This is a genomic window from Anaerococcus martiniensis (genome assembly GCF_043187485.1).
Classification (GTDB): domain Bacteria; phylum Bacillota; class Clostridia; order Tissierellales; family Peptoniphilaceae; genus Anaerococcus; species Anaerococcus martiniensis.
The window spans coordinates 641851-667820 of the sequence record NZ_CP171106.1 but is presented as its reverse complement, the minus strand read 5'-3'; the positions used below and the strand labels follow the sequence as shown (position 1 = coordinate 667820).

16 protein-coding genes, 19 tRNA genes and 3 rRNA genes are annotated in these 25970 nt (G+C 37.6%); 35 read left to right on the top strand and 3 right to left on the bottom strand.

Annotated features, from left to right (window positions below):
- Window positions 1-44 precede the first annotated feature (44 nt).
- Window positions 45-2894, bottom strand: coding sequence for an insulinase family protein (locus tag ACF3NF_RS03360; protein ID WP_394024182.1), 2850 nt, complete (start codon window positions 2892-2894; stop codon window positions 45-47).
- A gap of 86 nt (window positions 2895-2980) precedes the next feature.
- Between ACF3NF_RS03360 and ACF3NF_RS03355 the strand changes: the two genes are divergently transcribed.
- The 35 genes from ACF3NF_RS03355 (at window position 2981) to ACF3NF_RS03185 (ending at window position 23957) form a co-directional block, all read left to right on the top strand.
- The gene (locus tag ACF3NF_RS03355) at window positions 2981-3559 is read left to right on the top strand and encodes a hypothetical protein (RefSeq protein WP_394024180.1); all 579 of its coding nucleotides are present in this window, start codon (window positions 2981-2983) and stop codon (window positions 3557-3559) included.
- Entirely contained in the window at window positions 3556-4548 is a 993-nt protein-coding gene (locus tag ACF3NF_RS03350) for a Gfo/Idh/MocA family protein (RefSeq protein ID WP_394024178.1), read from the top strand. Before ACF3NF_RS03355 ends, ACF3NF_RS03350 begins: the two co-directional genes overlap by 4 nt.
- A 76-nt stretch (window positions 4549-4624) precedes the next feature.
- A complete protein-coding gene (locus ACF3NF_RS03345) occupies window positions 4625-5641 on the top strand; it encodes a PTS sugar transporter subunit IIB (protein ID WP_394024176.1) in 1017 nt (338 codons plus the stop codon).
- 9 nt (window positions 5642-5650) lie between these two features.
- Window positions 5651-6466: a PTS mannose/fructose/sorbose transporter subunit IIC gene (locus ACF3NF_RS03340; RefSeq protein WP_394024174.1), complete on the top strand. Its 816-nt coding sequence runs from the start codon at window positions 5651-5653 to the stop codon at window positions 6464-6466.
- A gap of 11 nt (window positions 6467-6477) precedes the next feature.
- Window positions 6478-7569 (top strand): PTS system mannose/fructose/sorbose family transporter subunit IID, encoded by a 1092-nt coding sequence (locus tag ACF3NF_RS03335; protein WP_394024172.1) that lies wholly within the window; start codon window positions 6478-6480, stop codon window positions 7567-7569.
- Window positions 7570-7572: 3 nt separating this feature from the next.
- Window positions 7573-7929, top strand: a complete 357-nt coding sequence (locus tag ACF3NF_RS03330) for a DUF956 family protein (protein ID WP_394024170.1) — start codon at window positions 7573-7575, stop codon at window positions 7927-7929.
- A 150-nt stretch (window positions 7930-8079) separates the two neighbouring features.
- The gene (gene fusA, locus ACF3NF_RS03325; RefSeq protein ID WP_394024168.1) at window positions 8080-10137 is read left to right on the top strand and encodes an elongation factor G; all 2058 of its coding nucleotides are present in this window, start codon (window positions 8080-8082) and stop codon (window positions 10135-10137) included.
- 15 nt (window positions 10138-10152) lie between these two features.
- Window positions 10153-12144 (top strand): alpha-amylase family glycosyl hydrolase, encoded by a 1992-nt coding sequence (locus tag ACF3NF_RS03320; RefSeq protein WP_394024166.1) that lies wholly within the window; start codon window positions 10153-10155, stop codon window positions 12142-12144.
- A complete protein-coding gene (locus tag ACF3NF_RS03315) occupies window positions 12144-12641 on the top strand; it encodes an SGNH/GDSL hydrolase family protein (RefSeq protein ID WP_394024164.1) in 498 nt (165 codons plus the stop codon). The genes ACF3NF_RS03320 and ACF3NF_RS03315 overlap by 1 nt, the downstream gene beginning before the upstream one ends.
- A gap of 76 nt (window positions 12642-12717) precedes the next feature.
- A complete protein-coding gene (locus tag ACF3NF_RS03310) occupies window positions 12718-13569 on the top strand; it encodes a mechanosensitive ion channel family protein (protein WP_394024162.1) in 852 nt (283 codons plus the stop codon).
- Window positions 13556-13789, top strand: a complete 234-nt coding sequence (locus ACF3NF_RS03305) for a DUF951 domain-containing protein (RefSeq protein ID WP_262123002.1) — start codon at window positions 13556-13558, stop codon at window positions 13787-13789. Before ACF3NF_RS03310 ends, ACF3NF_RS03305 begins: the two co-directional genes overlap by 14 nt.
- Before the next feature lie 490 nt (window positions 13790-14279).
- Window positions 14280-15807: ribosomal RNA gene (locus tag ACF3NF_RS03300) — 16S ribosomal RNA — on the top strand.
- 133 nt (window positions 15808-15940) lie between these two features.
- Window positions 15941-16016, top strand: a tRNA-Ala gene (locus tag ACF3NF_RS03295).
- A 190-nt stretch (window positions 16017-16206) separates the two neighbouring features.
- Window positions 16207-19368, top strand: a 23S ribosomal RNA gene (locus tag ACF3NF_RS03290).
- 174 nt (window positions 19369-19542) lie between these two features.
- Window positions 19543-19659: ribosomal RNA gene (gene rrf / locus ACF3NF_RS03285) — 5S ribosomal RNA — on the top strand.
- Together the 16S, 23S and 5S rRNA genes with 19 tRNA genes alongside form the textbook arrangement of a ribosomal RNA operon.
- Window positions 19660-19736: 77 nt before the next feature.
- Window positions 19737-19811, top strand: a tRNA-Asn gene (locus tag ACF3NF_RS03280).
- Window positions 19812-19892: 81 nt separating this feature from the next.
- A tRNA-Leu gene (locus tag ACF3NF_RS03275) sits at window positions 19893-19981 on the top strand.
- Between the two features lie 25 nt (window positions 19982-20006).
- A tRNA-Met gene (locus ACF3NF_RS03270) sits at window positions 20007-20083 on the top strand.
- A gap of 252 nt (window positions 20084-20335) precedes the next feature.
- Window positions 20336-20410 (top strand) — tRNA-Glu (locus ACF3NF_RS03265).
- A gap of 210 nt (window positions 20411-20620) precedes the next feature.
- A tRNA-Val gene (locus ACF3NF_RS03260) sits at window positions 20621-20696 on the top strand.
- Window positions 20697-20722: 26 nt separating this feature from the next.
- A tRNA-Asp gene (locus ACF3NF_RS03255) sits at window positions 20723-20799 on the top strand.
- Window positions 20800-20825: 26 nt separating this feature from the next.
- A tRNA-Thr gene (locus tag ACF3NF_RS03250) sits at window positions 20826-20901 on the top strand.
- A 66-nt stretch (window positions 20902-20967) separates the two neighbouring features.
- Window positions 20968-21053, top strand: a tRNA-Tyr gene (locus ACF3NF_RS03245).
- A gap of 59 nt (window positions 21054-21112) precedes the next feature.
- Window positions 21113-21186: transfer RNA gene (locus ACF3NF_RS03240), tRNA-Gly, on the top strand.
- A gap of 1 nt (window position 21187) precedes the next feature.
- Window positions 21188-21264: transfer RNA gene (locus ACF3NF_RS03235), tRNA-Arg, on the top strand.
- 101 nt (window positions 21265-21365) lie between these two features.
- Window positions 21366-21441, top strand: a tRNA-Gln gene (locus tag ACF3NF_RS03230).
- Window positions 21442-21445: 4 nt separating this feature from the next.
- Window positions 21446-21521 (top strand) — tRNA-Lys (locus tag ACF3NF_RS03225).
- 136 nt (window positions 21522-21657) lie between these two features.
- Window positions 21658-21748 (top strand) — tRNA-Ser (locus ACF3NF_RS03220).
- A 2-nt stretch (window positions 21749-21750) separates the two neighbouring features.
- A tRNA-Ser gene (locus ACF3NF_RS03215) sits at window positions 21751-21844 on the top strand.
- 14 nt (window positions 21845-21858) lie between these two features.
- Window positions 21859-21934 (top strand) — tRNA-Phe (locus tag ACF3NF_RS03210).
- A 192-nt stretch (window positions 21935-22126) separates the two neighbouring features.
- A tRNA-Trp gene (locus ACF3NF_RS03205) sits at window positions 22127-22202 on the top strand.
- Window positions 22203-22227: 25 nt separating this feature from the next.
- Window positions 22228-22304 (top strand) — tRNA-Ile (locus tag ACF3NF_RS03200).
- Window positions 22305-22439: 135 nt separating this feature from the next.
- Window positions 22440-22516: transfer RNA gene (locus ACF3NF_RS03195), tRNA-Ile, on the top strand.
- 1022 nt (window positions 22517-23538) lie between these two features.
- Window positions 23539-23724, top strand: a complete 186-nt coding sequence (locus tag ACF3NF_RS03190) for a DUF1659 domain-containing protein (protein ID WP_262122711.1) — start codon at window positions 23539-23541, stop codon at window positions 23722-23724.
- An 11-nt stretch (window positions 23725-23735) separates the two neighbouring features.
- Window positions 23736-23957, top strand: a complete 222-nt coding sequence (locus tag ACF3NF_RS03185) for a DUF2922 domain-containing protein (protein WP_262122712.1) — start codon at window positions 23736-23738, stop codon at window positions 23955-23957.
- Between the two features lie 48 nt (window positions 23958-24005).
- On the opposite strand, the gene ACF3NF_RS03180 is transcribed toward ACF3NF_RS03185, so the two are convergent.
- On the bottom strand, window positions 24006-25142 hold the full coding sequence (locus ACF3NF_RS03180; protein WP_394024159.1) for a hypothetical protein: 1137 nt from the start codon (window positions 25140-25142) through the stop codon (window positions 24006-24008).
- A 134-nt stretch (window positions 25143-25276) separates the two neighbouring features.
- Window positions 25277-25795: a sigma-70 family RNA polymerase sigma factor gene (locus tag ACF3NF_RS03175; protein WP_394024157.1), complete on the bottom strand. Its 519-nt coding sequence runs from the start codon at window positions 25793-25795 to the stop codon at window positions 25277-25279.
- Between the last annotated feature and the right edge of the window lie 175 nt (window positions 25796-25970).

Here is a 25970-nt window from a genome sequence, read left to right as displayed (position 1 = left end):
CCTAAATATTAATAAATTTAAATCAACTTTCAATTTATATCAAATTAGTCATCTAAATCAATTATCTTATCAAAACTATCCTTAATATTTGTTAAACTATTGCGATTACCAAAGGCTACTAGATTATCTTTTTGCATGGATTTTTCAAATAAATCACTATATGCCTTTATATCATCAAGTTTTGCGTTTTTTATCTGTCCTAAAATCTCTTCTGGATTTATAGGATTATCCTTTTTGTATCTACCATAATCTTCATCTGCTAGGGCTTGAGGAGATTTTGGCCTTAAAATGCTGCCCATAGATGAGATTTGTTGGTTTTCAAAGTCCCTATCTGTAAGGGCAATATTTTTTGTAAGCTGCCCAATTGAATCAAAACTTTCAATGGTTTTTAAAATATTTGGGTCGCGGTAGGAGTAGGTAGAAAGAAGTCCTGACCTATTTGCAGTAATACCTGCTCCATAAGCACCGCCTTTGGCACGGATTAATTCGTAAAGGTAAGGGTTTGATAAAATTGAAGTTGCTAGCATCAACTTGCCATCAAATTCACTTCCAAATTCTTTTATATTTGCAGTTTTTGAAATATAGTTTACATTTGCATTTGAAAGGATGGCTTCTTTGTAGTACTCAGGCTTAAAATCAATGTCAACCGTATCTTGTTTTTGCATTAATGAATCAAATTGTGAGTTAATAATTTGTTTCATCTTAGCAAAGTCGTCTTCAGAAGAGGTAATATTAATTTCTAGACTCTCTGTAAAGATTTTTTTGTAAATGCTAGTAATTTTTGCTAAAAATTCATCAAAATTATTTTTAACCTCATTTATTACTGATTTTAAAAATAAATAGGAACCTAAACCGATTAGCTGATCTTTTATCATCATGTTTTTATCACTATGGGCATTTGCTCTATTCATGGCTAATATATGGCCTTGGTCATACATTACTGATTCAAAATATGATTTTTTCATACGAAGGACTTCCAAAATCCTCTTTTGATTGTCAAATACAGAATTAAACATAAAATCTGCCATTAAATCAAGACCTTTTTCGGCCGTTTCAATTGTTGATGTAAAGGAAACTTTTTCGAACATTGCTATTTTTTCATCATTTACATTTATAAATGCATTTGAAAAATTTGGGTTGGATAGGTATTGGAAAAGCATATCATCAATTTCTGTATAATCCATATTTTCAGTATTTACTGAGCCCATAAAATCATTTATAAGTGAAAGGTAGGAAAGCTCATCTAAATTTAAATGGTTGATGTCAAAATAAAGGGAAGTGTAAATCAAACCTGCTGTGTCAATGTCGTGATAAATATAGGTAAATTTGTCTTTTACAATTTCCCTGGCGGTTTTTTCTAACTTGCTTGGGACATCTTCGATATTTAATACTGGAATTGTTGCTTTTTCTTCCTCAGTGTCTACCTTATTTTGGTGGATTTCTAATTTTTCCAAATCATTTTTTATTTTTGCTAATTCATCATCAGTCATATTTTCATTTAAATTAGCAATATACTCGTCTAAATCCTTTTGTTTATTATTCATATAATCACTACTTGGTTTTGCAATGTAGACTAATTTTGTTGGATTGTCTATAAAGTTTTCTTTGATGAAATTTTCGTAATAGTCTGTGTCAATTAATTGTCTTAACTCATCTAAATAATCAATTATTTGGAAGGTCTCAAAAATTGGCTTGTCAAATCTCCACATTAGAAAATAGGTCAAACCACGCATTACAGAAATTAATTGTTCTCTTTGCCCATATTCAAAAATAGAAAATGCAGCTTTTAAACTTTCCTTATTGATGCCATCCGCAGCTTCTTTTAGGCCATTTTCAATAATTTCTACATATCTATCTAATTTTGCACTATCAGTTTTCTGAGCTTGCAAGATAACAGCACTTCTAACCCCATATCCGACTCTTGCAGAAAAGTCATCTGGGTCTATTTCCATATTTATTTGGGTTTTGATTTTGGATGAATCCATGTGAAATAGGGCGCTGATTAGGATTAAAAGGGTCAGATAGTATTTTGTATCTTGATCTTCCTTAGTCAAAAATCCATATAGCAAGTAGTCAGCATTTTCTTGGTCACTATTGCCAGGATAGGTTGATTTTATAGTATCAGAATAGTAATTATCAGGCACTTTTATATCAAAATCAAGGTCCTTATAATCATAATTTGCTAAATATTCCTTATCCAAGTGATTCAAATAAAAATCTATATCCAAGTCACCATAAAAATAAATATTGGCATTTGAAGGATGGTAGTGAGTGTCATAGAAATTTACAAATTCATCATAGGAAATCTTGTAAATATCAGCAGGATCTCCACCTGATTCGTATTGGTAGGGGCTATTTTTATAAAGATGAGCGACAAAGTCATTGTAAACAAGTTCATCAGGGTCGGTAAGAGCACCCTTCATCTCGTTATAAACTACACCAGAAATACCTGAAATTTTGTCATCTTCTATTTCATAATGCCAGCCTTCTTGGTCCAAAATTTCTTTTTTGTGGCGGACGCTAGGATTGAAAACAGCGTCGAGATATACATCAGTTAGATTATAAAAATCTTTGTCATTTTCACTAGAAACTGGATAAACAGTCTTGTCTGGGTAGGTCATAGCATTTAAAAAAGTTTGCAAAGATGAGCTTGCCATATCCATAAATGGCTCGCGGGTTTTGTATTTTTTTGACCCATTTAATACTGAGTGTTCCATAATGTGGGCCATGCCCTTGGAATTTGTTGGTGGAGTTTTAAATCCTATACCAAAAGTCTTGTTTTTATCATCGTTTTTTACATAAACAACTTGGGCTTTGGTTTTATCGTGTTCGTAAAGATAAACCTCCACGCCCATTTTTTCGTAAGCTTGTTTTTCTTTTAAAGTGTAAGTCATAATTCCTCCGTTTTTTTAACTATACTCCAAGAAATATTTATCGATATTGGGTAAAAAATTTAATAGGACTTTACTTAGGAGGATATATGAAAAAAATTAAAACTCAGGAGCTGACAGTCATGGCAATCTCCCTTGCCCTGATGGTGGTTTTGGGTTCAATTTTATATTTTGTGGGCAGGTCTTTGCCTATACCGGGAGGCAGGCTGTTGGCCATGGCTCCTGCTTTTTCTTTTATATTTACTGCTCTCATACTTAGGATTAAGAAAATCGGTGTTATATCTTTAATCTCTTTTGTATTTGGAATATTTTTATTAAAATTTTCTATATTTGGAGTGATAGCTATTTGGGCCAGTGCATTTTTGGCTGATATTTTGACGTTTTTACTAATCAGAAAATACAAATCTTATAGGGATATTTATCTAACCGTGCCTATAAATGGATTTTTTCAGGTATGGACTTCCTATTATGTAGTGATGAGATTTGTTCCAGAATCGAAGTTCACCCAGGCAGCTTTACTTCTAACCTTAATCCTGTCGCTGGCAGTATATTTAATAGGCCTTTACTCATCAAAATATTTTATAAAATTAATGGATGAAAGGTCTCTATTGGGCAAAAAATTTGATGATAAGCAAATGAAGATGAATTATGAAAGGGGTAATAAATGAAACTTGGTATACTTGGATCAGGCAAAATTGTTAAAGAAGTTTTGCCAGTTTTAAAGGAAATTGAAAATATAGAGGTGGTGGGAATTGCAGCCCGCAATGAAGAAAAATTACAAAATTTATGTGAAGAATTTGCCATTGAAAAATATTATCTGGGCATAGAAGCCTTATTAGCTGATGAACAGATTGATACTGTATATGTTGCCTTACCAAATAATTTGCATTTTGATGCTATGGATAAGGCAATTGATGCTGGAAAAGACATCATCTGTGAGAAACCATTTACAACTAATAGTTATGAAACTGAAAAAATAATCGAAAAAGCAAAAGAACATGAGCTGATGATTGTTGAGGCAATCAGCCATAGATTTATACCAAATGCCATTGAGGCAAAAAAAATTGTTGATGACCTTGGAGATATAAAAATAGTTTCCCTTAACTATTCCCAATATTCTTCAAGATATGACAAATTTAAAGAAGGAATTATTGAGCCGGTATTTTCACTAGAAAGTGCTGGAGGAGCTCTAATTGACCTAAATTTATATAATGTTGCCTTTGCAGTTGATACTTTTGGCCTACCAAAGGATGTAAAATATTTTGCAAATATTGAAAAAAACATAGATACATCTGGAATTGTAATCTTAGATTATGATGACTTTAAAATATCCTGCATCGGATCAAAAGATTCTGCTGCACCTATGATAAATACCATCCAAGGAACAAAGGGAACTATAGAAATCCCAGATGCTCTAAATAGCTTTGAGGAATTTAATCTAGAAGTGGTGGGAGATGATGGGCAATATTCTTTCCAATTTAACCAAGAGGGCGAATCAAGATTGCATTATGAATTCGTTTGCATAGAAGAAATTTTAAGGACTCGAGATACAAAAAAAGAAAAAGAACTCTTAGAAAAAACCCGCAATTATATGGAAGTTATAACAAAAGCAAGATTTGATGCAAATATTTATTATCCATCTGATAAAATTCTTTAATAGTGTGATATAATAAACTTGTAAAATCATTTTCATATGAATTTATGTAAATATCATTTTTATGAAAGGAGAGAAGATGGTAGGAATAATACTTGCAAGTCACGGCCATTTTGCTGAAGGTATCAAAGAATCTGCCCAAATGATTTTTGGTGACCAAGAAAAATTTGAAACAGCAATTCTTTTGCCAAGCATGGGACCAGATGACTTAAGAAGTGAGCTTGAAGCTTGTATCAAAAAAGTGGATAGCGATGAGATTTTATTTCTAGTTGATCTTTGGGGAGGCACTCCATTTAACCAAACTTCAAATTTGCTTGAAGGCCATGAGGATAAATGGGCAATAGTAGCAGGAATGAACCTTCCAATGGTTATAGAAGCCCTATCAGAAAGATTTACAAATGAATCTTCACATGCAATTGCAAAAGCAATCATAGGCTCTGCCAAAGAAGGGGTGAAAATCAAACCTGAAGACCTAAATGAAGTTAGCCAAAAACCAGCAAATAATGAAGCTGATGATGCCCAAGCCCTAGTTGATGCAAAAAAAGCATCTGATGGATCAATCCCAGAAGGAACAGTGATTGGAGATGGCAAAATCGACATTGTCCTTGCTCGTATCGACACCAGACTTTTGCACGGTCAAGTGGCAACTAGCTGGACAAGGGCAACAAATCCTGACCGCATCATTGTAGTTTCAGATGCAGTTAGTAAGGATGCCTTAAGAAAATCTATGGTAATGGAGGCAGAACCGCCAGGAGTAAAAGCTCACGTAGTACCGGTTTGGAAAATGAAAGAAATTTTAGAGGATCCAAGATTTGGAGCAACACGAGCTATGCTCTTATTTGAAAAACCAGAAGACGTATTAGAATTAATGGAATTAGGTGGCAAGATTGATCATCTAAACATCGGATCTATGGCTTATTCGGATGGAAAAGTAAACCTTACAACATCAGTATCAATGGGAGAATCAGATGTGGAAGCTTTAGAAAAATTAAAAGAGCAGGGTGTTACTTTTGATGTTAGAAAAGTCCCATCAGACAAAAAAGAAAATCTAGACAATATGCTTAAAAAAGCACGTACAGAATTAAATATGAATTAGGAGAGGAAAATGACTGCTATTAATATTATATTAATTTTTGTTGTAGCCTTCCTAGCTGGTTGTGAAGGAGTCCTAGACCAATTCCAATTTCACCAACCAATTGTTGCTTGTACCCTTATTGGTCTTGTAACAGGACACCTAAAAGAAGGTGTTATGCTAGGTGGTGCGCTACAAATGTTGGCCCTAGGTTGGTCAAATGTTGGGGCGGCTATAGCTCCAGATGCAGCCTTAGCATCTGTAGCATCTGCAATTATTATGGCCCTGGCCCTAAATGGAGGATCTACAAATGCTGCAGAAGCTAGAAGTACAGCTATCACTCTAGCTATCCCATTATCAGTGGCTGGTTTATTTTTAACAATGCTTGCAAGGACTATAGCAATTCCTATGGTTCACGCCATGGATAATGCAGCAGAGACTGCAAACTTTAAAAAAATAGAAAGAATCCACTGGTCAGGTGTTGCTATGCAAGGACTTAGGATTGCAATTCCAGCACTTATTTTATGTTTTATCCCTGCAAAGGCAGTAACGGATGCCCTAAATGCTATGCCAGAGTGGCTAAAAGGTGGTATGCAAGTAGGTGGTGGCATGGTTGCAGCAGTTGGTTATGCCATGGTTTTAAATATGATGAGTACCAAAGAAACTTGGCCATTTTTTGCCCTAGGTTTTGTTATCGCTGCTATTCCAGATATTACACTAATAGGACTTGGTGTTATTGGTATTGCATTTGCCCTTATTTATATGAAGCTAAAAGGTATTGCTCAAAGTGGTACAGGAGCTAGCGGAAATTCCGGCGACCCACTTGGCGATATTATAAATGATTATTAAGGAGGGATCTTATGACTGATAACAAAAAAGAAAAAGACAAAGAAGTTTATGAAGCAGATTCAAGTAAAAAAGTTATAAAAAATGAAGACCCTGCTGTAAAAAAAGAAGTAATAGTAGAAGAACCGGCTAAAACTGAAGTTGTTGAAACAAAAGAAGAAGTTTTAGATGAAAAATTAGAAACTAAAAGTGCAGATAGAATAGAATTACCAGAAAATGTAAGAAGAAAAATCTGTAACCGCCACCAATTTTTACAAGGAACATGGAACTTTGAAAGAATGCAAAATGGTGGTTGGGCTTATTCAATGATACCAGCTATCAAATCCTTATACCATGATGAAGCTAGCCAAGCAGCAGCATTAAAACGCCACTTAGAATTCTACAACACCCACCCATACGTTTCTGCACCAGTTTTAGGTGTAACACTTGCTATGGAAGAAGAAAGAGCAAATGGTACTGCAATTGATGATGCAGCAATCAACGGGGTAAAAGTCGGTATGATGGGACCACTTGCAGGTGTTGGAGACCCAGTATTCTGGTTTACAATTAGACCGATACTTGGAGCCCTTGGCGCATCCATAGCTCTAAGTGGAAACCCACTAGGACCAATTTTATTTTTCGTAGTATGGAACCTAATCAGATATATTTTCCTATGGAGAACTCAAGAAGCGGGATATAAGGCTGGTAATGAAATTACAAAAGACTTATCAGGCGGACTATTAGGTAGGGTAACCCTGACAGCTTCAATCCTTGGTATGTTTGTAATTGGAGCTCTAGTTCAAAGATGGGTAAGTGTAGACTTCCCAGTGGAAATCACAAGAGTAGCTCAAGATAGCAAAACATTTATCGATTGGGCAAATCTACCAGGTGGATCCGAGGGTATAAAGCAAGCCCTAGAAATGTATGAAACCTATGGGGCCAATGCCTTTAGCCCAGAAAAAGTTACAACCTTACAAGATAACTTAGATATGCTTATCCCAGGCTTAGTTCCATTATTACTAACACTTGGTGTATCAAAACTTCTTAAAAAAGATGTTTCTCCAATTACAATTATCATTGCCCTATTTATCATCGGTATCGTTGCTAGATACTTTAATATAATGTAGGTTATGATTAAATCACAGAACAAAAATATCGACTTATCGATAAAAGCAAGGCATCTCCAGGGTTTTACTAGCTCTGGGGATCTTGTTATTGGTGATAAGGCAATTGAATATTACAATGAAAAAAATCCTAGGGACTTTATCCAAATCCCATGGAGCGAGATCGAACTTATAACTGCTGAAGTTATATTAAAAAAGAAAATTCCAAGATTTGCTATCCATACCAAGCAAAATGGGGATTTTATATTTTCGACAGTTGATAATAAAAAAACTTTACGAGCCATAAACAATTATATACCAGGTGAAAAGCTTAGAAAATCATTATCCTTTGTGGATTATATAAAAAGAGCTTTCAAAAAATAGAGTGCCCATGGGTGCTCTTTTTTTATAAATCTATGAAAACATTTTCAAAAAATATGGAAAAATATAGAAATTTGCTATATAATTAACTTATAAGGATTTAGAAAGCATATTTATTTGAAAAATATAAATGTTTTCACAAAGGAGAAAAATATGGAAAATTATACTACATCCCAAATTAGAAACTTAGCTTTAGTCGGTCACTCAGCAAGTGGTAAGACAAGTCTTGCTGAAGCACTTTTATATAAAACAGGTGCAATTGACAAAAAAGGAAGAGTTGAAGAAGGATCTACAGTTTCAGACTATGAAGCTCAAGAGAAAAAAAGAGGGATTTCAATCCAAACTTCAATCATTCCTGTAGAATACGAAGACTACAAGATAAACTTTATAGATTCTCCTGGATTTTTTGACTTTGAGGGTGAGGTTTTGCAAGCCTTAAGAGCTAGTGAGGCAGCACTTTTTGTAATTGACGGAGAAAATGGAATTGAGGTTGGAACAGAAAAATATTGGAATTATACCCAAGAGATAAATCTCCCATCAATTATTTTTGTAAACAAACTTGATAAGGAAAATGCTCATTTTAATAAGGTTGTATCAGACCTTCATATAGAATTTGGCAAAAAAGTTACACCTCTTACCCTCATGCTAGGACAGGGAGATGAATTTGAAGGTGTTATCGATGTTTTAGATAAAAAAGCCTACACATATGAAAACGGTGAGAAAAAAGAAGTGGAAATCCCAGAAATCCGCCTAGCAGAGGTAGATGCAGTTTATGAAGAAATCATAGAAGCGGTTGCCGAAACTGATGATTCGCTAATGGAAAAATTCTTTGAAGGCGAAGAATTTTCTGAAAGCGAATTCAGAAAAGGTCTTACAGAAGCCATCCTAAACGGAACTGTTGTCCCACTTATAGCAGGATCTAGCGAAAAAGAAATAGGACTTACTCAGTTATTAGAAGTAATTACAAAATACATGCCATCAATTGATGATGAAGTGGCTCATATTGGTTTTAGAGTAAAAGATGGCTATGAAGCGTTTGATGCCAATGAGGATGCACCATTCTCAGCAGTAGTTTTCAAAACTCTTGCAGATCCATTTGTTGGTAAAATTTCTATTTTTAAAGTTTTGTCAGGTTCAGTATCAAAAGATGATAAGATTTTAGATGTTACAAAAAATAAAGAATTAAAGGCGTCAAATTTATTTTTCCTAAGGGGCAAGGATCAAATCAAAGCTGATAAAGTAATTGCAGGGGACATCGGTGCATTTACAAAACTTGATGAATTATCAACAGGCGATACTCTTGCAACAGCTGCTAATAAAATAGAATACAAGCCAATTAAATATCCAAAACCAGTTTTATTTTATGCTATAAATGCAATTAGCAAAAACGATGAGGATAAGATTTCAGAAGCCTTACAAAAATTAATTGAAGAAGATCCTACTTTCAAAGATGACAGAAATACAGAAACCCACCAACAAATATTATCAGGTTTAGGAAATGTTCAGTTAGAAGTGATTATGGATAAACTTCGTGATAATTATGGAGTAAATACAGAAGTAGTAGATTACAAAATCCCATACAGAGAAACCATAAAAGGTAATTCTGATGTTCAAGGTAAACACAAAAAACAATCAGGTGGTGCTGGCCAATACGGGGATGTATTTATTAGATTTGAGCCAACAGAAGAAGATTTTGTCTTTGATGAAGAAGTGTTTGGAGGAGCAGTTCCTAAAAATTACTTCCCAGCTGTAGAAAAAGGCCTTGAAGAATCCCTATTAGAAGGACCTCTAGCAGGCTTTAAGGTAACTGGAATTAAGGCGACACTTTATGATGGATCTTACCACCCAGTTGATAGTAATGAACAAGCTTTTAAATCCGCTGCGAGAATTGCCTTTAAAAAGGGTATAGAAGAAGCAGACCCAATTCTTTTAGAACCAGTTATGAAACTAGAAATTAGAGTTCCAGAAACTTACATGGGCGACATAATGGGTGATATGAACAAAAGACGTGGCAGAATTTTGGGTATGGACCCACAAGCAGATGGTAGCCAAATAATACTTGCCGAAGCACCACTTGCAGAAGTTTTAACCTATGCCATTGATTTAAGAAGCCAAACATCAGCAAGAGGCTCATTCTCCATGGAATTTGAAAGATATGAAGAAGTACCAAAAGAAATTACACAAAAAGTTATAGAAGCACACAAAGAATAAGTTTAGGAGGCAAATATGGCAAAGTGGGAAATTTTAGACATTGACCCTTGGATAAAAGATTATGAGAATGATATAAATCTAAGAATGAGCGAATATGAAAAAGCAAAAGATAGACTCATAGGAGATGGCCAAACACTATCTGACTTTGCCAATGCCCACCATTATTACGGTTTTCAAAAAACAAAAACTGGTTGGATTTACAGAGAGTGGGCACCAAATGCAGATAGCCTTTATTTAATCGGTGATTTTAATAATTGGGACAGGCATTCCCATCCAATGAAAAAAATAAATGATGAGGATTGGGAAATATCTGTAAAAGGCATTAAAACCATTCCTCATGGATCCCGCATAAAAGTTTTGGTAGATGCAAATGGCAAAATTTCTGATAGGATTCCACTTTTTGCAAAAAGAGTAGAAAGAGATGAAAATGGAGATTTTGCAGCTATAATGTATAATCCTCGCTCCAAATTTAAGTGGACTGATGATGATTTTAAAATTCAAAATGACGATTTATTAATATACGAAGCTCATATTGGTATGGCTGGTGAAGAGGGCAAAGTTTCAACTTATAAAGAATTTGAAAAAAATATCCTACCTAGGATCAAAAAAGCAGGTTATAATACTGTTCAATTGATGGCCATAGCTGAGCACCCATATTACGGATCCTTTGGTTACCAAGTTAGCAATTTTTATGCGACAAGTTCTTGGTATGGGGAGCTTAATGATTTAAAATCGCTTGTAAATACCGCCCACGAAATGGGATTAAATGTAATTATGGACTTAGTTCATTCTCATGCCGTAAAAAATACCATCGAGGGTATCAACGAATTTGATGGCACCGATTACCAATTTTTCCATACAGGAGAAAAGGGAGAGCACCCAGATTGGGATAGTAAATTATTTGACTATGCAAAACCAGGTGTAGCACATTTCCTTCTTTCTAATGTAAAATACTGGCTGGAAGAATTCCACTTTGATGGTTTTAGATTTGATGGGGTTACATCGATGATTTATAAAAACCACGGCCGTGGGGTAAGTTTTGACCATTATGATAAATATTTTTCTATGAATACAGATATAGAAGCGATAAACTATCTGCAAATGGCCAATGAATTAGCCCGTGAGGTAAAAAAAGATGTAATTACCATTGCAGAAGATATGTCGGCGATGCCAGGTATGTGCCTTCCAATTTCTAAAGGTGGAATAGGTTTTGATTATAGGCTGGCTATGGGTATGCCAGATTTTTGGGAACGCACCCTCGACAAACGCGATGAGGATTGGGATTTATCCAATCTGTGGTACGAACTATCCACCCACCGTCCAGAGGAAAAACGCATAGCTTATGTAGAAAGCCACGACCAAGCTTTAGTTGGCTCAAAAACCACAATCTTTACCTTAGCAGACCAAGAAATGTACTGGCATATGAATAAGGATGATGACAACTATATAATAGAAAGAGCCCTTGCCCTTCACAAAATGATTAGGTGGATTACAATCTCCATGGGATCAGACGGATATTTAAACTTTATGGGTAACGAGTTTGGCCACCCTGAATGGATAGATTTCCCAAGAGAAGGCAATGGATATTCCTTTGACTACGCCAAACGCCAATGGTCGCTTTTAGAAAATGACAATCTAAAATACCAATATTTAGCCAAATTTGATCAAAAAATGCTAGACTTTACTCAAAATCATGAGCAATTGGGCAATAGGATTTTTAGGTTGTGGATAGATAATGATAGAAAAGTAATTGCATATAGAAATAAGGATGTGGTTTATATTTTCAACTTCCACCCAACAAATTCATACGATTCATTTGCAGTTCCAATCCATGATACAGGAAAATTTAAGGTATCTATGGACACCGACCAAGTAAAATTTGGAGGTAAAGGACGCATTTCTCATGAATATATTTACAAAACAGAAAGATTAGCTGGCACAGACTATGACGGGATAAAAATTTACATCCCAGCAAGAACAGCCCTTGCCCTACAAAGGATCGATTAATGAAAATAATTTGCTTAGGAGATTCATATACAGAAGGATATTTGGTAGACAAATCTTATGCAGATTTGCTAAAAGATTATGGACATCAAGTAATAAATTTAGGCAAAAACGGGGACCGCACTAGCGGCATGCTAGAAAGATTTAAAGGAGATGCCTGCGATATACAAATAATATTTGCAGGTACAAATGATTTTTTTGATGCTACTAGCCCAGACCAAGTTTTTGAAAATATAAAAGAATTGCTTAACAAATCAAAAGGCCAGAAAAATATAATAATCAACCCGCCATTGATGGAAAAAGACGAATCTTACCCCAGATACTCTGAGATAAATGAAAAAATAAATCAATTGGCAAATTTAGAAAAAAATTTAGATGCAATAATAATAGACGCCAGAAAGATAAAACCTTCTTATGTAGATGGACTTCATATGCGAGAAGATTTTCATATAAAATTAGCTGGTGAGATTCTAAATGTAATTCAAAAAACACAGGAATAAAAAATCCTGTGTTTTTATATGGCAAAATTGGAAAATACATTATAAAATATATACTGAAGCAAAAAAAGGAGGAGAAATGCCAGATATAAACTTAAATCAATTAGCCAAAACAAATATTATTAAAGATATAATATTAATATTAATCATTATAGTTATCAGCAAAATCTTGCTTAATAGCCTATCACATCTTATGGCCAAGGCCTTTAAAAACAAGATGGATGTAGACGGCTATAGAAAAGTAAGAATAGAAACCCTAAGCAAAAATCTATATACTGTAATTCGATTTATAGTAGGATTTATCATTGTAATGATTATTCTAGATATGCTAGGAATAAATACTAGATCAATAATTGCAACAGCAGGTATAGGTGGGGTTGCCATTGCCTTTGGTGCACAAACCCTAGTAAAAGACATTGTAACTGGAGTAATTATCATCCTAGATGATACATTTAGGGTGGGAGATTGGATAAAAACAGCAGGAGTAGAAGGAACTGTTGAAACCCTTGGTATGCGTCATACAAAAATCAGAGACTACGACGGATCTCTTCACACCATACCAAATTCACAAATCACAAATGTGCAAAACCTAAACAGTGGGCCAATAAGATTTGATTGTAATATATTCCTATCATATGATGTAAGTTACGAGCAAGCCCAAGACTTAGTCGAATCAGTATCAAAAAAACTAAAAGCTGATCAAGAATTAGGCAAATACCTTATCCAAGACGTAAGTATATTTGGAATAATGGAAATCCGCGAAAACTCATACCTACTAAGAACAACAGCAGTAGCAGTCCCTGGCCACCAATGGGCACTAGGTAGAAAAGAAAGAAAACTAATTATAGATGAGATTTCTCAAAGAAAGCTAAACCCAAGTATACAAGTAGTAGCCCTAGCAAATGGAAAGGAAATAAATGAAGAAGTATAAGCAAGGAGACATTATAACTCTTAAAAAAGGCCATCCGTGTGGAGAAAACAAATGGGAGATAGAACGCATGGGAGCAGATATGAAAATAAAATGCCTAGGATGTGAAAAATCAATTTGGCTAAAACGCATAGATTTTGACAAAAAGATAAGAAAAATCCAAGATAAAGATGGCAAAATGGTATCAATTGTAAACTATCAACCAGAAATAGAAGAAAATTAAAAAAACTATTGACATAATATTCAATATCTGTATAATAGAAAAAGTCGACACCAAAAGTCAGGATTTAAATAATAAAAAAATTCTTGACAAGATATAAAAAAGGTGATAGACTATAGAAAGTCGATACATTAATATGTAAAGCTCCAGTAAACTTTTTGTAAAAATTATTTAAAAAAAGTTGACGAGTTTAAAAATTAATGGTAGACTATAAAAGTCGTTACAAACAACGACACAATGAACCGGATGTTTAAACAAACATCTAAAATGAAATTTAATATCAATGATTATGTAAAACAAAAACATAATCAACCTATCAATAAATAACAAACAAGTTATTGACAACTTTAACCAAGTTGATTCTTTTGATAAAAGGACGATTAAAATAAATCACGCATTGATTTTAAAATCAGTGTAAATGAAAAGAGCTTGAATCAAAAAGCTTTTATGAATTAAACTTAAAACTACTATTTTAAAATAGTAGCCAAATATTTTTCATGAGAGTTTGATCCTGGCTCAGGATTAACGCTGGCGGCGTGCATAACACATGCAAGTCGAACGATGAAACTCATTAGATTTCTTCGGAATGAAAATGAATGGATTAGTGGCGAACGGGTGAGTAACGCGTGAGTAACCTGCCTTACACAAGGGGATAGCCTCTGGAAACGGAGAATAATACCCTATGAAACCAGACAATCGCATGATAATCTGGTCAAAATGTTTAGTGGTGTAAGATGGACTTGCGTCTGATTAGCTAGTTGGTGAGATAACAGCTCACCAAGGCAACGATCAGTAGCCGGCTTGAGAGAGTGTACGGCCACATTGGGACTGAGACACGGCCCAGACTCCTACGGGAGGCAGCAGTGGGGAATTTTGCACAATGGGGGAAACCCTGATGCAGCGACGCCGCGTGATTTAGAAGGCCTTCGGGTTGTAAAAATCTTTTGTATAGGAAGAAAATGACAGTACTATACGAATAAGGTCCGGCTAATTACGTGCCAGCAGCCGCGGTAATACGTAAGGACCGAGCGTTGTCCGGAATCATTGGGCGTAAAGGGTACGTAGGCGGGTTTTTAAGTTAGAAGTCAAAGGCTATAGCTCAACTATAGTAAGCTTCTAAAACTGGGGACCTTGAGTAATGGAAGGGAAAGTGGAATTCCTAGTGTAGCGGTGGAATGCGCAGATATTAGGAGGAATACCGGTGGCGAAGGCGACTTTCTGGCCATTAACTGACGCTGAGGTACGAAAGCGTGGGTAGCAAACAGGATTAGATACCCTGGTAGTCCACGCCGTAAACGATGAGTGTTAGGTGTCTGGAGTAAATCTGGGTGCCGCAGCTAACGCATTAAACACTCCGCCTGGGGAGTACGCACGCAAGTGTGAAACTCAAAGGAATTGACGGGGACCCGCACAAGCAGCGGAGCATGTGGTTTAATTCGAAGCAACGCGAAGAACCTTACCAAGTCTTGACATATTTTGGAAGCACTTAGAGATAAGAGCCTATATCTTCGGATAACTGAAATACAGGTGGTGCATGGTTGTCGTCAGCTCGTGTCGTGAGATGTTGGGTTAAGTCCCATAACGAGCGCAACCCCTTTTGCTAGTTACCATCATTAAGTTGGGGACTCTAGCAATACTGCCGGTGACAAACCGGAGGAAGGTGGGGATGACGTCAAATCATCATGCCCTTTATGACTTGGGCTACACACGTGCTACAATGGCAGGTACAGAGGGCAGCAAGACAGCGATGTTAAGCAAAACTCAAAAAGCCTGTCCCAGTTCGGATTGCACTCTGCAACTCGAGTGCATGAAGTTGGAGTTGCTAGTAATCGTGGATCAGAATGCCACGGTGAATGCGTTCCCGGGTCTTGTACACACCGCCCGTCACACCATGGAAGTTGGCAATACCCGAAGCCTGTGAGCTAACCGTTTGGGAGCAGCAGTCGAAGGTAGGGTCAGTAACTGGGGTGAAGTCGTAACAAGGTAGCCGTATCGGAAGGTGCGGCTGGATCACCTCCTTTCTAAGGATTTCAGCGACGACAAGTCGTCGCTGAAAAGAGAATGATATGTTATTCTCTATCAATTAGAAACACAGGCATAATCATTGATATAAATTAAATTTCAATATATAACTATATAAAAAATAGTAAACATGGGGATATAGCTCAGCTGGGAGAGCACCTGCCTTGCACGCAGGGGGTCAAGAGTTCGAATCTCTTTATCTCCACCACGATGACCTAACCCGATTTTGCAAAGCAAAATCGCTGGTAGGTCAGGCTTCGCGGCGTTTCAAAGTTGCAAAAGCAACTTTGTCAGCAAGCCGAAGAGTCTGGAGACAGGTCATCCTAATACGAAGCAATAGCTTCAACATGAACCACTCACAAAAGTGAGTAAAAAACTAAATAGCAAACAATATTTCCAGTCAAGAAAGAAAGGGCGCAAGGTGGATGCCTTGGCACATGAAGACGATGAAGGACGTAAGTGAACGAAAACTAGGGTAAGCTCACAACAAGCAATGACCCCTAGGTCTCCGAATGGGGAAACCCGGCTGTGGAAGACACAGTCATCCTATGGTGAATACATAGCCATAGCGAAGTAAGACCCTGCGAACTGAAACATCTAAGTAGCAGGAGGAAAAGAAAGAAAACTCGATTTTCCAAGTAGCGGCGAGCGAAAAGAAAGAAGCCCAACCCAGTAAGAAATATATTTTTTAGCAGAATCATTTGGGAAGATGAACCAAAGAAAGTGACAGTCTTGTAAGCAAAAGAAAATATATTGTGGGGGCAAGTAGCAGTGAACACGAGAAATTTGCTGTGAAGATAGGGGGCCCATCCCCTAAGGCTAAATACTAACATGTGACCGATAGCGAACAAGTACCGTGAGGGAAAGGTGAAAAGAACCCCGAAAGGGGAGTGAAATAGAACCTGAAACCTTGTGCCTACAAGCAGACAGAGGGCAACAGCCTGATGTCGTACCTTTTGTAGAATGGGCCAGCGAGTTATCATATAAAGCAAGGTTAAATCTTTAAGAGATGCAGCCAAAGCGAAAGCGAGTCTTAATAGGGCGAAAGTTAGATATGATAGACCCGAAACCGGGTGATCTATCCATGGTCAGAGTGAAGGTGAAGTAAAATTCACTGGAGGCTCGAACCGGGTGCGGTTTAAAACGCATCGGATGAACTGTGGATAGGGGCGAAAAACCAAACGAACCCGGAGATAGCTGGTTCTCCTCGAAATAGCTTTAGGGCTAGCCTATGATTAAAGATTTGCGGAGGTAGAGCACTGACTGGCCTAGGGCGGTCTACCGTACCAAAGCCTATCAAACTCCGAATGCCAAAAAATCAGATCATGGAGTCAGACTTAGAGGGATAAGCTCCTAAGTCGAAAGGGAAAGAGCCCAGACCGACAGCTAAGGTCCCAAAATCTGAATTAAGTGGAAAAGGATGTGAACCTACTAAGACAACCAGGACGTTGGCTTAGAAGCAGCCATACATTTAAAGAATGCGTAATAGCTCACTGGTCAAGTGGGTTTGCGCCGAAAATGAACGGGGCTAAAATTCAGTACCGAAGCTTCGGATTGATAGAGAATTTAAAATTGCTAGACCTAACCCAATTTATGAAATAAATTGCAGGTAGGTCAGCCGTCAGACTTTCCCAAGAGAGCAAAGCTCGATTGGCAAGAAAGTTACGGCGCTCATCAACCTAAGAAAATAATGAGAAAAAGGTAAAACTTAGACGGAAATATTAACAATACAATCAAGATAAACGAGTTATCAACTAATTAATTACGCAAAATCACAAGTAAAAGGTAAGTTGAAACTACGATTATCACCGAAAACAATCGCATATATTAATATATGTAACTGGTTAAAACGTCAAAGTATTTACCAGCAATTTTAAATACTCTATCAGTGGTAGAGGAGCATTGTATTAGGGAAGAAGCCCAAGCGAAAGCAGGCGTGGACTTAATACAAGAGAGAATGCTGGCATGAGTAGCGAGAAGGAGTGTGAGAATCACTCCCGTCGAAACCCCAAGGACTCCTGAGCAAGGCTCGTCCCCTCAGGGAAAGTCGGGACCTAAGGCGAGGCCAAAAGGCGTAGCCGATGGATAACAGGTTTATATTCCTGTACCGCTTAAAGTCGCTATAGAGAAGTGATGACGCAAGAGGATAAGCTAAGCTGCCCGATGGAAGGCAGTCTAAGCACAAAGACTGATTAGTAGGCAAATCCGCTAATCCCAAGGTCAATGTGTGATAGGTATCGAAAACATGAGTAGAGAAGTAGCCGATTTCAAATTGCCAAGAAAAGTCACTATCAAGACCAAAGCGCCCGTACCAAAACCGACACAGGTAGGGAGGTAGAGAATACCAAGACGCGCGGAAGAACCTTTGTTAAGGAACTCGGCAAAATGTCCCCGTAACTTCGGGAGAAGGGGAGCCATAGCGATATGGCCACAGAAACCAGGCCCAAGCGACTGTTTACCAAAAACACAAGTTTCTGCAAAATCGTAAGATGAAGTATAGGAGCTGACACCTGCCCGGTGCTGGAAGGTTAAGGGGAAGGCTTAGCGAATGCGAAGGCTAGAACTTAAGCCCCAGTAAACGGCGGCCGTAACTATAACGGTCCTAAGGTAGCGAAATTCCTTGTCGGGTAAGTTCCGACCCGCACGAAAGGTGTAACGATTTGGGCACTGTCTCAACAAAGGATCCGGTGAAATTGTAGTAGTCGTGAAGATGCGACTTACCCACGCTAGGACGGAAAGACCCCGTGGAGCTTTACTGTAGGCTGATATTGGATTTTGAGATTAGATGTACAGGATAGTTGGGAGGCGATGATACGTGCACGCCAGTGTGCGCTGAGCCATCCTTGGGATACCAACCCTCTAATATCAAAATTCTAACATTGACCCTTAATCAGGGCAAAGGACATTGTCAGTTGGGCAGTTTGACTGGGGCGGTCGCCTCCCAAAAAGTAACGGAGGCGTTCAAAGGTTCGCTCAGAATGGACGGAAACCATTCGTAGAGTACAAAGGCAAAAGCGAGCTTAACTGCGAGAGATACAGCTCAAGCAGAGTAGAAATACGGACTTAGTGATCCGGTGGCACCGCATGGAAGGGCCATCGCTCAACGGATAAAAGCTACCCCGGGGATAACAGGCTTATCTCCCCCAAGAGTCCACATCGACGGGGAGGTTTGGCACCTCGATGTCGGCTCGTCTCATCCTGGGGCTGAAGTAGGTCCCAAGGGTTGGGCTGTTCGCCCATTAAAGAGGCACGCGAGCTGGGTTCAGAACGTCGTGAGACAGTTCGGTCCCTATCCAGCGTGGGCGTAAGAAATTTGCGAGGACCTGTCCTTAGTACGAGAGGACCGGGATGGACATACCACTGGTGTACCAGTTGTTCCGCCAGGAGCATAGCTGGGTAGCTAAGTATGGAATTGATAAGTACTGAAAGCATCTAAGTACGAAGCAACCCTCAAGATAAGATTTCTAAAAGTACGTAAAGAAAATACGTTAGATAGGTCCAAGGTGTAAGTGCAGTAATGCATTAAGCTAATGGATACTAAATCTTTTACTCTTGACTGGAAATATTGATTGCTATTGCTTGTCCCTAACCCCATTTTACTAAGTAAAATGGATGGTAGGTCAGCCGCCAGAAATCTTCAAGGTGCGTTAAGCAGCTTGAGTAGAATTTACGGCGTGTTTTAAAGACAAGATAAAGGTTCAAACAAAAACTTAACCGTTGAGGTTAGGTCATAATATAGTGACGATGGCAGTAAGGATACACCTGTTCCCATACCGAACACAGAAGTTAAGCTTACTAACGCCGATGGTACTCGGAGGGTGACCTCCCGGTAGAGTAGGAAGTTGCTAAACATCTAATACATACTAGCCACTATGGCTAGTAAAGTATTACATGAATACTAAAAATATGTTAAGTATAAAAATTATATGCTTAGGTAGCTCAATGGTGGAGCACCCGGCTGTTAACCGGTAGGTTGTGGGTTCGAGTCCCACCCTGAGCGCCAAATTAGAATTATAGCTTTGATTTTATCAAAAGTAATGTAGAAGTTAGTAAATCTAATGGTAGCTAAATTTAAGTTATTTATGCCGGGGTGGCGGAACTGGCAGACGCACAGGACTTAAAATCCTGCGATGGTCAAACATCGTACCGGTTCGATTCCGGTCCTCGGCACCAACTTATATGGGTTTATCCTATATGACGCGGGATGGAGCAGTTTGGTAGCTCGTCGGGCTCATAACCCGAAGGTCGTAGGTTCAAATCCTGCTCCCGCAACCATTACATAAAAAAACTTGCATAGTATAAAAAAATATGATATACTTATTAAGTCGTTTAATAAGGCCCTATGGTCAAGCGGTTTCTTGATCCTAACCCAATACAACAAAGTTGGATTGATGGTAGGTCAAATGTCGCAATTAGCCCGTGCGGCTAAAAGAGCACTCCAAATCTTTGATTTGGTAAACGGAGCCGACTAAGACACCTTGAAGCGTAGCTTCAAAAGTTATATTATATATTATACAATTTTTATAAGGCCCTATGGTCAAGCGGTTAAGACACCACCCTTTCACGGTGGTATCCCGGGTTCGAATCCCGGTAGGGTCACCACTATTATTTTTGCCTTTATATAAAAGAGATAGTCTTCGTTTAACGGGGATACCACCGACGGTGGTAAGTTTTTCGGATTCATCGATAGCTTACGCTTTGATTCATCTCGAAAATGAAAAGTACTTTGTACTTTCCACCCTACAAGGGACTGGGTTACGAATCCCAGAATCCGTTTTACAGATTCTTCATCTTATTTATTAGGTAAAATATGGAAGTATAGCTCAGTTGGGAGAGCATCTGCCTTACAAGCAGGGGGTCACAGGTTCGAGCCCTGTTACTTCCACCATTTATTACTTATATAGTTAAAAATATGGCTCGGTAGTTCAGCTGGTTAGAATGCCGCCCTGTCACGGCGGAGGTCGTGGGTTCGAATCCCATCCGAGTCGCCATTTGGATTGCAATAGTGATCCAATGTGCTGATGTAGCTCAATTGGCAGAGCAATTGATTTGTAATCAATAGGTTGTAGGTTCAAGTCCTATCATCAGCTCCAAATCACTTCTTTAATTAAAGAAGTGAGATAAAAAATATGAAATTCTTTAGCAAAAAAATAATTTTTGGGGATGTTCCAGAGTTGGCCAAATGGGACGGACTGTAAATCCGTTAGCTTTGCTTTCAGTGGTTCGAATCCGCTCATCCCCACCATTTAACTTTTAGGACTTAATGATTGATAAAATTTGTTTTACCATTATTATCCGCATATTGCGGGTGTAGCTCAGTGGTAGAGCCCCAGCCTTCCAAGCTGGTTGCGAGGGTTCGATTCCCTTCACCCGCTCCATGCGCCCTTAGCTCAGCTGGATAGAGCAACGGACTTCTAATCCGTGTGTCCCAGGTTCGAATCCTGGAGGGCGCGCCACAATATATCTTCTAGATATATTAAAAAACCTTACGAAAAATTTGGTTATTTTATAAAAGTGTGGTATAATATATTTTGTTACTGCATTAAACAACTATCTTTGGGATATAGCCAAGTCGGTAAGGCACCAGACTTTGACTCTGGTATGCGTAGGTTCGAGTCCTGCTATCCCAGCCAATATGATCCATTAGCTCAGCCGGTAGAGCACCTGACTTTTAATCAGGGTGTCCGGAGTTCGAATCTCCGATGGGTCACCAAATTAGAAAAGCCTATTTCGTTTGAGATAGGCTAATCTAATACAAAATAATAGGCGAAAGTCAATTAAATTGGCTTTGAATCTTTTAGCCATTTGATTACTTACAATATAATATAAATTTATTAATAATTACATATGGAGAGGTACCGAAGCGGTCATAACGGGGCGGTCTTGAAAACCGTTAGAGTCTTTCGGCTCACAAGGGTTCGAATCCCTTCCTCTCCGCCAATGGAGAAGTACTCAAGTGGCTGAAGAGGCTCCCCTGCTAAGGGAGTAGATCCTTTCAAAAGGGATGCGAGGGTTCAAATCCCTCCTTCTCCGCCAATAAAATATATTATGCCCAGATAGCTCAGTCGGTAGAGCAGAGGACTGAAAATCCTCGTGTCGGTGGTTCGATTCCGCCTCTGGGCACCAATAAAAGCCTGTGCGGCTGATGGAGCACTCTCCATGAAATGGTCGCCGTAGGCGATACTGGCCTGGCCGGCCAGAAGAGGCCTCGCGCTTCAGCGCGAAATACCGCAAGCACAAAGTGCTGAGGACCCTACAAGTAATGGCCCGCACAATTGTGGGAATTACAATATAGGGTCTTATTTTTTTAAAAAATATAGGGGAGTAGTTCAGCTGGTAGAACGTCGGTCTCCAAAACCGGATGTCGCGGGTTCAAGTCCTGTCTCCCCTGCCAACAAAATCTTATTATAATTTTTTATGGACCTGTAGCTCAGGTGGTTAGAGCGCACGCCTGATAAGCGTGAGGTCGGTAGTTCGAGTCTACTCAGGTCCACCATTATGACCTATCACCATTTGTGAAACAAATGGGATGAAGGTCAGACGTCGCGGCGTTTCAAAGTTGTTAACAACTTTGTCAGCAAGCCGACGATTATTTATTAAGGTATTTAATCGTGACGTGTTTCATTTTTTTGGGCCTCTAGCTCAGTTGGTTAGAGCGCCCGGCTCATAACCGGTAGGTCCAGGGTTCGAGCCCCTGGAGGCCCACCAGACTAGCACCATCTTTGATGGTGCTTTTCTTTATGTATACATAATATCTAGAATCCACATACCGGTTATGAGTAGCTCATAACAGTTTTTCGGGTTCACTCCGTTCACCACGAAAATGAAAAGTCTTTCAGACTTTCCACCCCACAGGGGACTGGGTCACAGTGTTCGAGCCCCTGGAGGCCCACCAAGTTTGGCACCCTTTACGGGTGCCTTTCTTATTATCTACATATATCTTTGTTTGAATTACCGGTTTTGAGTCTTTCGACTCATAACAGTTTTTCGGGCTTACTACGTTCACCGAGAAAATGAAAAGTCTCTTAGACTTTACACCCCTCAGGGGACACGAAAACTCGCTTCTATCGAAGCTTTTAAGTGCTCTGCACTTGGTTTTCGGGATAAAAGCCCATTTTAGGGCTTTTATCAGGTCACAGTGTTCGAGCCCTGGAGGCCCACCAAGTTTGGCACCCTTTACGGGTGCCTTTCTTATTATCTACATATATCTTTGTTTGAATTACCGGCTATGAGCCTTTCGACTCATAACAGTTTTTCGGGTTCACTCCGTTCACCACGAAAATGAAAAGTCTTTCAGACTTTCCACCCCACAGGGGACACGAAAACTCGCTTCTATCGAAGCTTTTACGTGCTCTGCACTTAGTTTTCGGGATAAAAGCCCATTTTAGGGCTTTTATCAGGTCACAGGGTAGAGACTCTAGAGCTTCACTGGATTTGTACCATCTTTGATATTTTTATTCATATACATAGTATGGTGTATCCACATATAGTTTATAAATTCATCTTTTTTATTGCATATACTCATTTCACAATTTTTTGTGCAAGCGTTTAAAACTGTTTATAAGGTTTGGTTATAGCTTCAATTTTTACCTTTTTACTAAATTATTCAAATAGCTCACCATCCTTATTTACATGGTTTCAAAATTTATTCGGGAAGATTCTCCATTTTTTTCTATATATAAGTGTAGGGCCACTACACAATAAAAATTTTAAAGACTAATGGAGGAAATATGAAATTACAAATCAAATTTAAATCTACATCTACTGATGGAGTGATTAGGAAGGTTACTAAAACTTTTTCTAAAATCAATGAAAATGCTTCAGAAGAACAAATAAAAGATTTTGCACTTGCATATACTTCTCTTTCTGATGCTAGTGATGTGGAAGTTTATCTTATTAGATTGGAATTACTTTAAGGAGGATATAAATGGCTAATAGAAAATTAAAATTGTATTTTAAGGATGCATCTTTAAATCAAAAATCAGTTTCTGTTGATTATCCTAGAAATGATTATAATCCTAGTGAGTTAAAGGCTGCTATGGATAGGATGCTTGCTTCAACTGTTCTTGTTACAAAACATGGTGTTGTAACTCTTAAGGATAAGGCTGAGCTTGAGACTGTTACTAAAAGAGAATTAGAAATTGCATAATTTTAAAAAAATAAACCCCAAAATCCATCTAGGATCTTGGGGTTATTTTTATTTTAAAATCTCATCTAGTTCATTAACTGCTGCTTGAGCCTTATATTGAGCTGTTTTGGAATCGCTGATTAATTTTTCTAATTTTTCTTTATTTGTATTTGCAAAATTTGGCATAGTTCTTGTTAAAAGATTTGCTGCTTTTACTGTTTCTTTATTTTTGTTGATTGAATTTTGTAATTGTTCACGTTTTTCTTTTAGTTCACTTCTTTTGTAAGTGCCTGCTTCTATTGTTGTAAAACTAGAGCCTACAATTATATCTTCTGATTCAGTTATTGGACTTGTTAGGCTAGCATAGTCTATTGTCACTGGATAGTATAGATATTTATAGTAGTATGGATAGTATTTGCTATAATAGTAGCTTGAATATGGATAATATTTATATGTTAATCCGTCTATTGTGTAATATTTGTAATAATTTGATGGGTAGTAATCATAATCGTAATCATAATCATAGTAATATCTGCTATATGGATAGTATCTATAATAATATGATGGATAGTAATCGTAATAGTAGTCACTATAAGGATAATATTTATAGCTTAGTCCATCATACCAATAATCGTAAAAGTAGGATGATGGATAGCTATAGCTTAAAACTCTTTGGCTTGTGATTTCTTTTTCTGGTTCTTCTTCTGCCGCGTATGGTTGAACTTTTGGACCTAATTGGCTTTTAGCGTAGTTTAAAAGGTCGATGGCATTTTGTAGGTCATCAAGATTTGCATCTTCTTTTTCGTAAACTTCTTCTGCTTGAAGAATTGCATCGTCGTAATTATTTCTTACTTCATCTGATTCGTTTTTGTAAAGGTCATCATTTTTAAGTTCTTTAGCTATTTCTATAGCTTGTTTTAGTTCTTCACGTTTTTGCCTTACTTGTTCTTGGCTATCATCTGCTGCTGGGTCTTGATTTTCTTCTTCTACTGGTTGATTACCTGTTGTCACTGTATCATCAGTTTCTTCTAGATTTTCATCGATTGTTTCTACTATTTCTGAATTAGCTTCAGGAACTACAACTGGTTCTGTGACCTCTGCTGGATTTTCAATATCAGTATCTACATCACTTGCATAAGCATAACTTGTGCCGCTTAAGATAAGTCCGCAGGAAAGGACTAGGGCTAGATAATTTTTAGTTTTCATAAATAAACTCCTTTTCATATATTATCTATTGCTACATCCTGATTATTTTGCTAAATTCTTACCCTAATTAATTAATTTACTCACTAAAGTATTGTAAAATTCATGTAAAGTTTAAAGACTCCTTGAGCCCACATTTAAATGCTAAGTTTTCCTAAATTTTCCTTTAATATTTTAAGAGCCATGGAAGATTTATTGGCGACTGTTTTTGAGGAAATATTCATCTTTTCTCCTATATCTTTATTTGTCATATCTAAAAAAAACTTATTGTAGATTATGGTTTTAAGGTCATTTGGGAGTTGATTTATCTTTTGGTAAAGGATTTTATTATCTTCGTTATCTAGAAATTCCTTCTCAAAATCATAATCATCCTCAAGACTTTCTATAAGCGGATTGCCATCTCTATCAAAATCATCTAGAGAACTGGAATTTATTTTCTTGGACTCATCTAGAAAATAGTAATATAGTTTTTTCTTTAAAAAATTACCAAAAGTTCCTTTTTGCTCATCATATTCTAAGATTGCCTCAATTAACAAAATCTTTGATTGATCAACTGCTTCTTCATATTCAAATGCTGAGAATTTCCTAGCATTGCCTATGATTAATGGCATATAAGCATCAATAATTTGCTTTGAATTGTCTAAAGATATTTTCATATTATAACCTTTCAAAGCGCGCGCTTATTTTTATTTTTGTCGACATGGATATGATAAAACAAATTTGGTAAAAAGTTTAATTGGATAAATGGCTTAAAATAAAGGAAAAATCTTGCTAAAGGGATTTTGATTAAGGGCTAATATGGGGTAGAAAGTAAATGGCAAAAAGCTTTAT